Below are 13,041 nucleotides of genomic sequence, written 5' to 3'. Positions count from 1 at the left end.
CACCCTTTTACCCGGAGGCGATTTCCCGGTAAACCTTTATAGCCTGTCAGAAACGCGCCATGCTACAATGAAGTGACAAATTGAATAGGAAGGACGTATACAGATGTTCAAAAAAATTGCGGCAGATGCCTTGGGCTTATCTGATATCGGAAAAATTATCGAACCTCAGGACTATGACAAAACAGACGCAGATGATTATGTCATGCATGAAGATAATGAGAAAATTTATTTCTTGATTAAAACAAAAGCAGACGAGTATTGCTTTACGAACCTGGCCCTGATCCATGTAGACGGCGAACGCGCCACTTCCTCGAAACGAACGTTGAAACGCTATCCTTATTCGCAATATAAAATCTCTGACGTTTTTCTTGAAACTGCCGGAAAAGTCGATTTGGATGTTGAAATAAAGTTTAAGCTAGGCGGAGAACAATTCGACATTGATGTCCACAAAGACCAGATTGAAAAGTTAAAAGACCTTTATAAAGCACTGCTTCGCATCGCTGAAACAACCTATGAAAATGACATTTTAATCAATCAAGCGGAGCAAAGCTTAGATAAAGCAGTGACGATTCTTCACCATACCCGCCCTGAGCAAGTCAATATTGAAACGCAATATAAAGAACTGACCGAATTCGGATTCACTTGGCTGACATCCGTTCGCTCGCAGTATCATATCAAGGATTTTGGGGATGTATTTGAGAAATATAGGAATAACTAGATAAAAAAAGACACAGCTGCTATCGGGCACGTGTCTTTTTTTGTATGAATATTGATTACTTTACAACTTTTTTCTTTTATAATAAAACTATTAGTCTATTTTCCCTATATTACATGTAAAGGAGTTATTTTATGTATTGTCCTCAATGCGGCCATCAAACAGATGGCGGAAATTTTTGTGAGAAATGCGGATCACCGCTCCCCGGTCAATCAGGCCACCAGCATCCAGCTCAAACTGGAGCCGCTGCAAAGCAAGCAGCAAAACAGTTCGGTTCATTTGTCTTATCCGTCCTGAAACGCCCTTATCAGGAATGTAAAGCAACAGGCGGAGAGCAGCTGATCAGCGCAATCATTACGATGGTTCTTTTCAGTTTGCTGACCCCTTTGATGTTTTATATTCTTTTTTCAGACGGTCCCGGAAGCGTAAGCTTTACAGCAATCTTCTTAGAGCCAACCCTTTATTTTATTTTATTTCTATTTGGCCTGCATGCATGCATCTTTTTCGCCCTGAAAATCGCGGGAAACCAAGTGTCTTTCAAGGATTCATTCTCAAGATTCGGAGCATTTCTTATTCCTTTTACGGCTATTTTGATTCTTGCCCTTTTCTTCTTTTTATTACATACAGACATTTGCTTTACTATATTAGCCATTGGTTTAATCGGTGCATTTTTCGCCATTCCTCCTGCGATGCTGAGCAGTTACCAGCATTCATATAAAGGGAAAATTGATGTCATTTACTCAACGATTGTGATTTATCTGATCATCTGCGTTACATTTCAGCTTATTATCGAACACTATGTCAAAGAAATTTTCCGTTATATGCTCTTTTAAAAACAATCCCATCACCTGCTGGTGATGGGATTGTTTTATTGAATAGACGTTAAGTAAATTCTTCCGTTCTTCACTACGCCGGTGTAGGTCCAGTTATATGTTCTGAGCTTTGGACTGCCGCCTGATTTTGTGATATAGAATTCTTCATACGTCTTAATCGTGATAGCCGACCCATTTTGGCTCCAGCTTTTCACTTCATAGTTATTAAAGTCTTCTGTTGTCCCCTCTTTATTTAATTTCGACACGAGATGCTGCTGGTCGGAATAAAGGGAACTGCCTTTTTCAAGGCTGTCTTCCATCAGCGAGAAATTATTTTGATTCACGGCATCTGCCTGACTTTGCAGATAACTGCCCATAAATAATGTCACTTGTTCATCTGTAACATCGCCGCTTGCAGAGCTTTCACTGCCTTTGTTTTTCGAGCCAGCCCAGGCGGAAGTGTATGTCTCTGGTTTATCATTTTTGATTTTCTTTATATTTGTGCCTGCAGATTCGAATGTTGATTCTGCATCTTCGAAAACCCATTTTTTCTGTTTTTTATCATATGAAAGAAGATATTCATAACTCGGACTGTCGTCAGTCATTTCAGATTTTGTATAGTTGTTATACGAAGAAGACTGGTGAAGTTCTTTTCCTGTTACGGATACCTGCCACGTTCCGTCATTTTTCTGAGAGAGAGCAAATGTGTCCAGGTCAAAATCAGTTTCCAAGTATCTATCTTTTAAGTATGAATCCGCGCTTTTCATAGAATCGACGGTGTCCTTCGTCTCCGCCTTCCAATTGGCACTTGCCTCTGTCATCTGGGCTGTATTCCCATCAGATAGAGCTTTGGAGTATTGTTTTGTTGTTTTGACAATTGTGTTCATAATCTGTTCCTGTGTATCTTGATCAGGAATTAACGTTAACTCCATTTCTTTATCATCGATCGGAACGCCGGCAGTTTTTGTTTTTCCCCACGGAAATTCTGCCTCGACTGAAGCTGTCATTGATCCATCTGTCAGCAGCGGACCGTATGTTACGGATTTGAATGGGTCTTTATGAATCGACTTGCCGTTAATCAGCAAATCTCCCTTCCCGCTCTTGATGTCATCCGCTAAGCTGAATGTCACATCGTCTGCTTCCAATGAGAGATCAACACGAAAGCTGTTATCGCCAACCGCCTGAATGTCTTCCTTTTTCACAAGGTCAACGACATCGTTTTTCAGTTTGGCTGAGACTGTATATTCGCCGGGAATGTACGGACCGAGGGTTTGTGCTTGATCTGCTTTCTTTACAGATCCGGCTTCCTCTTTATTGACATATAAATCGGTATTTTTATAATTGCTGCTCACTTCAAAATAAACAGGTGCTACCTTTAAGTCGTAATGGTCAAATACCAGCAGGCTTTTTCCGTCTTTTTCTGCGTATACGATATCCTTCTGGGCTGTTTCCTCACGGAGCGATGCAAAAAGTTCATCTTTTTTGTCTGGATGATCCTTCAAATATGTAAGAAACGGTTTTACATTATTTTTAGTGAGTTTAAGATTGTCATTTACCGGTGTAAGCAGAGTCGCGATTTGGTCCTGATCCCCATCATTTACGGCCTGTTCAAACTTGTCTACTAACCTATCCTTTGAAGTAAAATACGCTCCGGTTTTATATGCGGCGAATAATATAACGCACGCCGCGGCAATGCTGCTCCATAAAATGATGGTTTTCTTAGGGATCGGTTTTCGCGGAGCCTGCCTCGTTTCTGCAGTGCTAGCTGTTTCTTGATTTGCCTGTTTGCTGCCCCCTCCGATCGGGGTGCCGCATTGTTTACAAAACTTGGCTCCTTCATTATTCTGGGAGCCGCAATTCTTACAAAATAACATGACTTTCCTCCTATTCTACTAATTTGATAACATTTACTGCTTTTCATATTTTATAATAAAACAGAATGAAATTGGGAACGAATGAAAAAATTAAATGTCTATCAGACTAAAAAGGTGGAATGAATATGCAAAAGCTCAGGATTGAATTAGGAGAAGAAACAAATGACGAATTATATGATCTATTGCTGCTCGCCGATCCATCGAAAGACATTGTAGATGAATATCTTGAGAGGGGAGAATGTTACACAGCTTGGGCCGGTGATGAGCTTGCAGGGGTTTATGTATTGCTAAAAACAAGGCCGCAAACAGTTGAAATTGTAAATATTGCGGTAAAAGAATCTCTTCAGAAGAAAGGCTTTGGCAAACAGCTTGTACTTGACGCCATCGAAAAAGCGAAGAAGCTGGGGGCGGACACGATTGAAATCGGCACAGGGAATTCCAGCATTCATCAGCTTTCCCTCTATCAAAAATGCGGATTCCGCATTCAGGCGATCGACCACGATTTCTTTGTCAGACATTATGATGAGGACATTTTTGAAAACGGGATTCAATGCCGCGATATGGTGAGGCTTTATTTGGATCTCTGAAAGCATAAAAAAGCCGCCGAGAGAAAATCCCGGCGGTCTTTTTATTACTTGTTTAAGTTGTAGAAAGAGTTGATACCATGGTATTGAGCAGTTTCAGCCAACTGATCTTCGATGCGAAGAAGCTGGTTGTATTTCGCAACACGGTCCGTACGAGACGGAGCACCTGTTTTGATTTGTCCTGCGTTTGTTGCCACAGCGATGTCAGCGATTGTGCTGTCTTCCGTTTCACCAGAACGGTGAGAGATAACAGCTGTGTAGCCTGCGCGTTTCGCCATTTCGATCGCATCGAATGTTTCAGTCAATGTACCGATTTGGTTTACTTTGATCAGGATAGAGTTGCCTACGCCGTTTTTAATACCTTCAGAAAGTTTTTTCGTGTTTGTAACGAAGAGGTCGTCACCAACAAGCTGAACTTTTTTGCCAAGACGCTCAGTAAGAAGCTTGTGGCCTTCCCAGTCGTTTTCGTCAAGTCCGTCTTCGATAGAGATGATTGGGTATTTAGAAACAAGCTCTTCATACCAGTCAACCATTTCAGCAGATGTTTTCACAACGCCTTCGCCAGACAGATGGTATTTGCCGTCTTCTTTGTTGTAGAACTCAGAAGATGCAGCATCCATAGCAAGTTTAACTTCTTCGCCAGGTTTGAAACCGGCTTTTTCGATTGCTTCAACGATTGTTTGAAGCGCTTCTTCGTTAGAACCAAGGTTTGGAGCGAATCCGCCTTCGTCACCTACAGCAGTGTTTAAGCCTTTTGCGCTTAATACTGATTTCAGGCTGTGGAAGATTTGAGCGCCCATGCGAAGTGCTTCACGGAAGTTAGGAGCACCTACAGGCATGATCATGAATTCTTGAATATCCACGTTGTTATCAGCATGCTCTCCGCCGTTTACGATGTTCATCATCGGTACAGGAAGCGTTTTTGAGTTGAATCCTCCAAGGTATTGGTAAAGAGGAATCTGTAAGAAATCAGCAGCAGCACGCGCACAAGCCATAGATACGCCAAGGATTGCGTTCGCACCAAGTTTGCCTTTGTTTTCAGTACCGTCAAGCTCGATTAAAAGCTGATCGATTGCGTTTTGTTCAGTTACATCAAAGCCAAGAAGCTCTGGAGCAATGATTTCGTTTACGTTGTTAACAGCTGTTAACACGCCTTTTCCAAGGTAACGGTCTTTGTCGCCGTCACGAAGCTCAACCGCTTCGTATTCACCTGTAGAAGCTCCGCTTGGCACTAATGCGCGGCCGAAAGCTCCTGTTTCTGTATATACTTCAACTTCAACTGTTGGGTTGCCGCGGGAGTCTAATACTTCGCGTGCATAAACATCAACAATGTATGGCATGAGTTTTGTCTCTCCTTTTGATTTTCAAATTATTTTTGAATTAAAGATGTTCCTGTCATTTCTTTCGGTTTTTCAACACCAAGAAGGTCTAATAACGTTGGTGCAAGGTCGCCTAGGATTCCGCCTTCACGCAGCGTAATGCCTTCTTTCGTTACAATCACAGGGACTGGGTTTGTTGTATGCGCAGTGTGCGGTTCGCCTGATTCTGTAATCAGAATGTCAGCATTACCGTGATCAGCGGTAATGATGGCGTGTCCGCCTTTAGCAAGGATCGCGTCAACGACTTCGCCCAAGCATTCGTCCACTGCTTCAATTGCTTTAATTGTTGGTTCAACCATTCCGGAGTGGCCGACCATATCAGGGTTTGCGAAGTTAAGAATGATCGCGTCATGCTTGTCAGCTTCAATTTCTTTGACAAGCGCGTCCTTCACTTCATACGCACTCATCTCAGGCTTCAAGTCATACGTTGCAACTTTAGGCGAGTTGATGAGAATACGCTCTTCACCCGGGAATTCAGCTTCACGGCCGCCGCTCATAAAGAACGTGACGTGCGGATACTTTTCAGTTTCTGCAATTCGAAGCTGTTTTAACCCGTGCTGAGATAATACTTCTCCGACTGTGTTATCAAGATTTATCGGTTTAAACGCTACATAGCCGTCAACTGTTTCACTGAAGTGAGTCAGGCAGACGAAATACAGGTTCTTTGGATAATTCTCGCCGCGGTCGAAGTCACGGAAGTCTTTGTTTGTGAACGTGTTGGAAATCTGGATGGCGCGGTCCGGTCTGAAATTATAGAAAATCACAGAATCGCCGTCTTGGATTTTCGCAACAGGCTCACCGTTTTCTTTTGTAATGACAGATGGAATCACGAATTCATCGTAGATACCATTTGCATATGAATCATCAACAACATCCAGGGCGCTGCGGTAAGATGGGCCTTCGCCGTACGCCATTGCGCGGTACGCTTTTTCTACACGGTCCCAGCGTTTGTCGCGGTCCATAGAGTAGTAACGTCCGGAAATGCTGGCGATTTCACCCACACCGATTTCCTTGATTTGATCGTTCAACTGGTTGATGTACGTTTTCGCTGTCTGCGGACCTACATCACGGCCGTCAAGGAAGCCATGGATATAAACCTTTGTCAGCCCTTCTTTTTTCGCAAGCTTTAACAGTGCGAATAAATGGTTGATATGGCTGTGCACGCCTCCGTCAGATAAAAGACCGAACAGGTGCAAGGCTTTGTTGTTTTCTTTCGCGTTGCTGATCGCGTCAAGGAATGTTTGATTGCGTTCGAACTCTCCTTCGCGAATGGCAACATTTACGCGTGTTAAGCTTTGGTACACAATACGTCCCGCACCGATATTTAAGTGACCTACTTCGGAGTTCCCCATTTGCCCTTCAGGAAGACCTACAGCCTCGCCTGAAGCAGTCAATGTTTGATGAGGATACTGGTTCCAATAGCGGTCAAAATTCGGTTTTTTCGCTAAAGCGACTGCGTTCCCTACTGTTTCGTTACGTAATCCGAACCCATCAAGAATGATGAGTGCAGCTGGTTTTTTACTCATATTGACCTTCCTCCAATAATTGAACGAATGACTGTGGCTCAAGGCTCGCGCCGCCGACCAAAGCACCGTCAATATCGGACTCTGCCATATATTCTTTAATGTTTGCAGGCTTTACGCTTCCGCCATATTGGATGCGAAGCTTGTCTGCAGCTTCTTGGCTGAAGCTTTCAGCGACGGTTTTACGGATATGCGCACACACGTCATTCGCATCTTTCGCTGTAGAAGATTTGCCTGTTCCGATTGCCCAGATTGGCTCATACGCAATAACAGAAGCAGCAACTTGTTCTTCAGAAAGACCAGCAAGGCCTTTTTTCACTTGGTCAGCAACAAGATCATTTGTTTTGCCGGCTTCACGCTCTTCAAGCGTTTCACCTACACAGATGATCGGCACAATGCCGTGTTTGAAAGCTGCGTGTGCTTTTTTGTTAACTGTTTCATCAGTTTCAGCGAACATTTCACGGCGCTCAGAGTGGCCGATGACGCAGTAGTCAACGCCAAGGTCTTTCAGAGCAACCGGGCTGATTTCGCCTGTGAACGCGCCGCTTTCTTCGAAGTGCATGTTTTGAGCGCCGACTTTTAGGTCAGTGCCTTTCACAGCAGAAGCAAGCTTTTCTAAGAAAAGCGCTGGCGCGCAAACAACAGCTTCAGCTTTGTCTGCTGCTGGAATGGAAGATTTCACTTCTTCAACGAAGCTGACAGCTTCGCCGAGTGTTTTGTTCATTTTCCAGTTACCGGCGATAATTGGTTTTCTCATCTGTTCCACTTCCTTATAGCAGTTTTGAGATTATTTATCGTTCAGTGCAGCTACCCCTGGAAGCTCTTTGCCTTCCATAAACTCAAGGGATGCGCCGCCGCCTGTTGAGATGTGGCTCATTTTGTCAGCAAGGCCGAATTTTTCAACCGCTGCCGCAGAGTCTCCTCCGCCGATGACAGAGTATGTATCTTTCGCCTCTGCCAATGCTTCCGCAACCGCTTTTGTTCCTTGAGCGAACAAGTCGATTTCGAATACGCCCATTGGTCCGTTCCACACGACAAGTTTGCTGTTTTTGATGACGTCAGCATACGTTTCGCGTGTTTTCGTACCAATGTCGATTGCTTCTAAATCACTAGGGATTTCAGAGATCGGCACAATTTTCACGTTTGCATCGTTAGAGAAATCATCTGCAACGAGTACATCTTCAGGCATGTAGAAGTTAACGCCTTTTTCTTTAGCGCGGTCCATAAATGATTTCGCAAGCTCGATTTTATCCTCTTCAAGAAGAGATTTACCGACTTCATAGCCAAGCGCTTTTACGAAAGTATAAGCAAGACCTCCGCCGATGATCAGGTTGTCTACTTTATCAAGAAGACTCTCGATTACACCGATTTTGTCTTTTACTTTCGCTCCGCCGATGATCGCTGTGAACGGGCGGTCAGGATTGGAAACCGCTTTTCCAAGTACATCAAGCTCTTTTTCCATTAAGAAACCTGCAACTGCTGGCAGATGCTCGGCAATTCCAGCTGTAGATGCGTGAGCACGGTGGGCAGCACCGAATGCGTCATTTACATATACATCTGCAAGCTCAGCAAATGCTTTTGCAAGCTCAGGGTCATTTTTCTCTTCACCAGGATAGAAACGTACGTTTTCCAATACAAGAACGTCTCCGTCCTTCATCTCGGAAATTTGTGCTTTTACAGCATCGCCGTATGCTTCATCCGCTTTTTTCACTTCTTTTCCAAGCAGTTCGCCGAGACGTGCAGCGACAGGAGTTAAACGAAGCTCCTCAACCACTTCGCCTTTCGGGCGGCCTAAGTGGCTCGCAAGAAGGACTTTTGCGCCTTGGTCTGCAAGGTGTTTGATTGTTGGAAGCGCAGCACGGATACGTGTATCGTCTGTTACTTCCCCGTCTTTCATTGGAACGTTAAAGTCGACGCGGCAGAATACAACTTTGCCTTTTACGTCGATGTCTTTGAGAGTTTTCTTATTCATGCCTAGGAGATCCTCCTTCAAAATGGTTTGCATACAGCACGAAAAACGTGAAACCGTCTGTTCAAGCGATAACTCCGCTAGGGCAGATCGCAGTCTTTTTCGGCACAGGGCAGTTCGTCTAAAAGCCAGGGCAGCGGCCTTAGGCGAAAGCGCCGGCAAAGCTGCTTAAAACGCGGTCGTTTCTCTATCACAGAGCGTTTTCTGAAAGCCGGTCTTCATGGAAAAAGGGAAAGGGAGTCCGTCCCCTTCCCTTGTCCGCTTTCATTATAGCGCTTCTATTCGAAAGAACCAAGTCAGGTCCTTTTTCAGCTATAAATTAAAGACCTTTTTTTGCGATGTAAGCTGCAAGGTCAACAACGCGGTTAGAGTAGCCGCTTTCGTTATCGTACCAAGAGATTACTTTTACCATGCTGCCTTCCATAACCATTGTAGAAAGAGCATCGATTGTAGAAGAGTTTTTGTTTCCGTTGTAGTCGCCAGAAACTAATGGCTCTTCGCTGTAGCCAAGGATTCCTTTAAGGTCGCCTTCAGCCGCTTCTTTAAGAGCTGCGTTTACTTCTTCAGCTGTTACTTCTTGGTTCAGTTCAGCAACCAAGTCAACTAGAGAAACGTTTGGAGTTGGAACACGCATTGCTCCACCGTTCAGTTTGCCTTTTAGTTCAGGAAGAACTAGAGAAACTGCTTTAGCAGCACCAGTTGATGTTGGGATGATGTTTTCAGCTGCTGCACGCGCACGACGGTAGTCTTTGTGCGGAAGATCAAGGATTTGCTGATCGTTTGTGTAAGAGTGAACAGTTGTCATCATACCGCGTTTGATGCCGAATTTATCGTTAAGTACTTTTGCAAACGGCGCAAGGCAGTTTGTTGTGCAAGATGCGTTAGAGATAACATCGTGGTTAGCCGCATCGTATTTATCTTCGTTAACACCCATAACGATTGTGATATCTTCTTCGTTAGCAGGAGCAGAGATGATTACTTTTTTCGCGCCAGCTTCTAAGTGTTTCGCAGCGTCTGCGCGTTTTGTGAAGAAACCAGTAGATTCAACTACGATTTCAACGCCTTGTTTGCCCCAGCTAAGTTTAGCAGGATCGCGTTCTGCAGAAACTTCAATTGTTTTGCCGTTAACAACAAGGTTGTTACCGTCAACTGAAACTTCAGCGTCTAATTTTCCGTGTACAGAATCATATTGTAAAAGGTGAGCCAGCATGTTAGCATCTGTTAAATCGTTAACCGCTACTACCTCAACTTCAGGATTGTTTAATGCTGCGCGGAATACGTTACGTCCAATACGACCAAAACCGTTAATACCGACTTTTACTGCCATGATTGTTTCCTCCTTTAAATAAGTGAGAGATATTTATATTGAGGGATTATTCATCCCTTAATAACTTCTTTGCGGCTCCTTCGTCTGTGACGAGAACCGTGTTGCGTGGCTTTTTAAAGTAAGCCTCGATCGCTTCGGCTTTTGATGATCCGCCCGCTACCGCAATAATATCGGGAATGGCGTCTATGTCATCCAGCTGCATTCCGACAGAATGCACTTTGTGAACCACTTCGCCGTCCGCGTTAAAATAGTAGCCGAACGCTTCTGTCACCGCGTCGTTATCATCTATTTTCTTTAAGTCTTCTAAAGGCGTGTTTCTGCGCTGAGCCATAGTTTTAGCTTCGCCGATTCCGTGAACCAGCATACTCGCTGATTTAATGGTGTTCAGCACCTCTTTGACTGAAGGCTCTTCAATAATAGATGAATAGGCGCCTTGTGACAGCTGCCCCGGAACAAACAAAAGCCGGTAAGTGCCTGAAGCCTTCTCCGCCATATGCGCGCATATGGTGTTCGCCTGGTTTTTCACGTCTTCGCCTAAACCGCCTCTTGCAGGCACAAACAAAAGCTCGCGGTTTTTAGAATCCGGCGTCATCATTTCGGCGACAGCTTCAATTGTCGTACCGCCAGTTACAGCGACGATATTTTGGCCTGAAAATCTTTTTTTCATACATGCGACAGCCGCTCTTCCCATTTCTTTTTTGACCCATGGGGATTGATCGCTGTCTCCGGATACGATAATGGCATCCTTTAGATTTAAACGTTCTTTTAATGTCTTTTCCAAAAGAGTCAAACCTAAAACATCTTTCATCGTATCTTCCAAAACAGAAAGCAGTTCATAGCCCTCTTCTGTCAATGTCATGCCGTTTGTCTTAATATCGACCAGGTTCTGTTCCTTTAAAAACTGAACCTCGCCCCTCAGCACACGCTCGCTGATTCCGAGACTGGCAGACAGGCTTCTTCGCCCGATGGGTTCTGTCAGCCTGATATACTGCAAGATTTCAAACCTCTTTTGCATAACGAGCAGAAGATCAGGCAATAATTTTTTTTGAGCTTGTATTAACTGGTTCATGACTCAAACGTTCCTTCCTTTTTTGCTGGACATCATATGTCCCGCTATGACAAAAAACGTCCCGTCATAGCCAAAAAAAATCATTTCTGCTTTCTTTAATTATTTTAACAGGGTGGAATTGTTTATTCAACTGTTAAGAGCCAATTCATCGACAATATTCGCAGAGTTTTCATGCCGCGTCGTTTTATCCAGCAATATTTTATCCTATATATCTTTATCTTATACAGAAAGCGCCAAATGGTGCATCCCAATATAAACAGCCCTTCCCGTAGAAAGAGCTGTTTCATTAAAGCGTTTTCATTTTATCCAAAGCTTTTCAATTTCCTCGAGCGATTTGTTCTTCGTTTCCGGACAGATCGTAACGACAAACAGGAAACAAAGGATGTTAATCACCGCAAAGATCCAAAATGTATAGGCGAGCCCGAAAGAATCGATCATCATTGGCACAAACTGTCCGATCGCCCAGTTTGCTCCCCATAAAAAGATGGTCGCAATGCCCGCGGCCCGCGCACGCAGATGGTTCGGGAAGATTTCAGAAATCATAATCCATGTGATCGGTCCGACCGAGACACAGAAAGCAGCGACAAAACCTAATATAAGGACGATCATCATGATCCCGCTTGTTAACTCAAAATAAAACGACGTCCCGATTAAAATCATAAAAATAGCCATAAAAGCAGAACCGATGGACATCAGTTTTTTTCGTCCGACTTTATCAATCAGCAACACCGCAATAACGGTAAAAATAACTTCTACAACCCCGACGATACAAGTCGTCACAAATCCGGCGTTTTGCCCGAATCCCATCATTTTAAAGATTTCCGGCCCGTAGTAAGTAATCGCGTTCATGCCGATGACTTGGTTAAACAGCGCCAGCAGGATTCCAATGACAAGCGCCTTTCTGAGACCCGGCTTAAACAGCTGGGAGAGCGACCCCATTTGTTCTATTTTTAAAGAGTTCTCAATGTTCTTTAATTCTTCTTTTGCAACAGTTTCTCCATTAATACGTGTCAGGATCTTTAAAGCTTCATTTGTTTTGCCCGCTTTCGCCAGCCATCTCGGGCTTTCCGGGACGACGAGCAGGACAAGGAAAAAGATGACGGACGGCACCATTCCGTAAGCAAGCATCCATCTCCAGCCGGTGTGCACGCCCCATTCATATGTTCCAGAACGCTGCACAGCTAGATTAATAAAGTAGGTAGCGGAAATACCCAGTATCGTAAAGAGCTGATATAACGAAGATAAACTTCCGCGTATGGCGGGCGGTGCCGCTTCTGTAATATACGTAACAGAGAGCGATGAGCCCATCCCGATTCCCAGCCCCCCGATAATCCTTGCAATGATTAAGGTGGACACATCTTGAGAAAGCGCTGAAACGATTGCTGATATCGCAAATAACAAAGCGGCTGTCATTAAAATTTTTCTCCGGCCGAATCTGTCACTTAAAAATCCGGATATCCCGACGCCCACAACTCCTCCAATCATAATGCTTGAAATGACAAGTCCCTCCATAAACGGACTCAGGCTGTATAAATCTTTCAGAAAACCGATGGCGCCAGAAATCACTGCCGTGTCATAGCCATACAATAAGCCGCCAAGCCCCGCCGCACATGAGATCAAAATGACAAATCCCATAGAATGGCTTCGTGTTACAGGAACATTTGGTTCTAATTGAGTTGGAGTATTCTTCATTTCCCTGCCCTCCCGAATGTTGAGTAAAGCGTTTACATTATACTTTTCAATTGTACGTACTTATATTAAAATTTAACGAAAATTACATTTAATTAGT

11 protein-coding genes are annotated in these 13,041 nt (G+C 44.0%); 3 read left to right on the top strand and 8 right to left on the bottom strand.

The window, feature by feature from the left end; genetic code table 11:
- Positions 1-103: 103 nt before the first annotated feature.
- Together BGM23_RS04805 and BGM23_RS04800 are read left to right on the top strand one after the other, a co-directional pair.
- Positions 104-718 (top strand): PH domain-containing protein, encoded by a 615-nt coding sequence (locus BGM23_RS04805; RefSeq protein WP_038427920.1) that lies wholly within the window; start codon positions 104-106, stop codon positions 716-718.
- A gap of 131 nt (positions 719-849) precedes the next feature.
- Positions 850-1,548: a zinc ribbon domain-containing protein gene (locus BGM23_RS04800; RefSeq protein WP_038427921.1), complete on the top strand. Its 699-nt coding sequence runs from the start codon at positions 850-852 to the stop codon at positions 1,546-1,548.
- A 35-nt stretch (positions 1,549-1,583) separates the two neighbouring features.
- Here BGM23_RS04800 and BGM23_RS04795 read toward each other — a convergent pair whose 3' ends face one another.
- On the bottom strand, positions 1,584-3,401 hold the full coding sequence (locus BGM23_RS04795; RefSeq protein ID WP_038427922.1) for a zinc ribbon domain-containing protein: 1,818 nt from the start codon (positions 3,399-3,401) through the stop codon (positions 1,584-1,586).
- Between the two features lie 119 nt (positions 3,402-3,520).
- Between BGM23_RS04795 and BGM23_RS04790 the strand changes: the two genes are divergently transcribed.
- Positions 3,521-3,988, top strand: a complete 468-nt coding sequence (locus tag BGM23_RS04790) for a GNAT family N-acetyltransferase (RefSeq protein WP_072692768.1) — start codon at positions 3,521-3,523, stop codon at positions 3,986-3,988.
- 44 nt (positions 3,989-4,032) lie between these two features.
- Here the strand turns inward: BGM23_RS04790 and eno are convergent, their stop codons facing one another.
- The 7 genes from eno to araE all read right to left on the bottom strand — a co-directional run bounded on the left by eno (position 4,033) and on the right by araE (position 12,944).
- The gene (gene eno, locus BGM23_RS04785; RefSeq protein ID WP_003228333.1) at positions 4,033-5,325 is read right to left on the bottom strand and encodes a phosphopyruvate hydratase; all 1,293 of its coding nucleotides are present in this window, start codon (positions 5,323-5,325) and stop codon (positions 4,033-4,035) included.
- 29 nt (positions 5,326-5,354) lie between these two features.
- Positions 5,355-6,890 (bottom strand): 2,3-bisphosphoglycerate-independent phosphoglycerate mutase, encoded by a 1,536-nt coding sequence (gene gpmI, locus BGM23_RS04780; protein WP_003228330.1) that lies wholly within the window; start codon positions 6,888-6,890, stop codon positions 5,355-5,357.
- Positions 6,883-7,644, bottom strand: a complete 762-nt coding sequence (gene tpiA, locus BGM23_RS04775) for a triose-phosphate isomerase (RefSeq protein WP_003243394.1) — start codon at positions 7,642-7,644, stop codon at positions 6,883-6,885. Before tpiA ends, gpmI begins: the two co-directional genes overlap by 8 nt.
- A 30-nt stretch (positions 7,645-7,674) precedes the next feature.
- A complete protein-coding gene (locus tag BGM23_RS04770; RefSeq protein ID WP_003243051.1) occupies positions 7,675-8,859 on the bottom strand; it encodes a phosphoglycerate kinase in 1,185 nt (394 codons plus the stop codon).
- A gap of 316 nt (positions 8,860-9,175) precedes the next feature.
- Entirely contained in the window at positions 9,176-10,183 is a 1,008-nt protein-coding gene (gene gap, locus BGM23_RS04760; protein ID WP_003219957.1) for a type I glyceraldehyde-3-phosphate dehydrogenase, read from the bottom strand.
- A 46-nt stretch (positions 10,184-10,229) separates the two neighbouring features.
- Positions 10,230-11,252, bottom strand: coding sequence for a gapA transcriptional regulator CggR (gene cggR / locus BGM23_RS04755; RefSeq protein ID WP_003228324.1), 1,023 nt, complete (start codon positions 11,250-11,252; stop codon positions 10,230-10,232).
- 297 nt (positions 11,253-11,549) lie between these two features.
- The gene (gene araE / locus BGM23_RS04750; protein WP_003243899.1) at positions 11,550-12,944 is read right to left on the bottom strand and encodes an arabinose-proton symporter AraE; all 1,395 of its coding nucleotides are present in this window, start codon (positions 12,942-12,944) and stop codon (positions 11,550-11,552) included.
- Positions 12,945-13,041 lie beyond the last annotated feature (97 nt).

The sequence above is a fragment of the Bacillus sp. FJAT-14266 genome, assembly GCF_001719225.1.
Lineage (GTDB): Bacteria > Bacillota > Bacilli > Bacillales > Bacillaceae > Bacillus > Bacillus subtilis.
Note: the sequence above shows the minus strand (reverse complement) of the source record. Positions and strands in the feature narration are given on the sequence as shown.

Bases quoted from the DNA above. Each gene is read 5' to 3' on its own strand.
- araE (WP_003243899.1), bottom strand. From the start codon at position 12,944: ATGAAGAATACTCCAACTCAATTAGAACCAAATGTTCCTGTAACACGA.
- eno (WP_003228333.1), bottom strand. From the start codon at position 5,325: ATGCCATACATTGTTGATGTTTATGCACGCGAAGTATTAGACTCCCGC.
- tpiA (WP_003243394.1), bottom strand. From the start codon at position 7,644: ATGAGAAAACCAATTATCGCCGGTAACTGGAAAATGAACAAAACACTC.
- BGM23_RS04805 (WP_038427920.1), top strand. From the start codon at position 104: ATGTTCAAAAAAATTGCGGCAGATGCCTTGGGCTTATCTGATATCGGA.
- BGM23_RS04800 (WP_038427921.1), top strand. From the start codon at position 850: ATGTATTGTCCTCAATGCGGCCATCAAACAGATGGCGGAAATTTTTGT.
- gpmI (WP_003228330.1), bottom strand. From the start codon at position 6,890: ATGAGTAAAAAACCAGCTGCACTCATCATTCTTGATGGGTTCGGATTA.
- cggR (WP_003228324.1), bottom strand. From the start codon at position 11,252: ATGAACCAGTTAATACAAGCTCAAAAAAAATTATTGCCTGATCTTCTG.
- BGM23_RS04790 (WP_072692768.1), top strand. From the start codon at position 3,521: ATGAATATGCAAAAGCTCAGGATTGAATTAGGAGAAGAAACAAATGAC.
- BGM23_RS04770 (WP_003243051.1), bottom strand. From the start codon at position 8,859: ATGAATAAGAAAACTCTCAAAGACATCGACGTAAAAGGCAAAGTTGTA.
- BGM23_RS04795 (WP_038427922.1), bottom strand. From the start codon at position 3,401: ATGTTATTTTGTAAGAATTGCGGCTCCCAGAATAATGAAGGAGCCAAG.
- gap (WP_003219957.1), bottom strand. From the start codon at position 10,183: ATGGCAGTAAAAGTCGGTATTAACGGTTTTGGTCGTATTGGACGTAAC.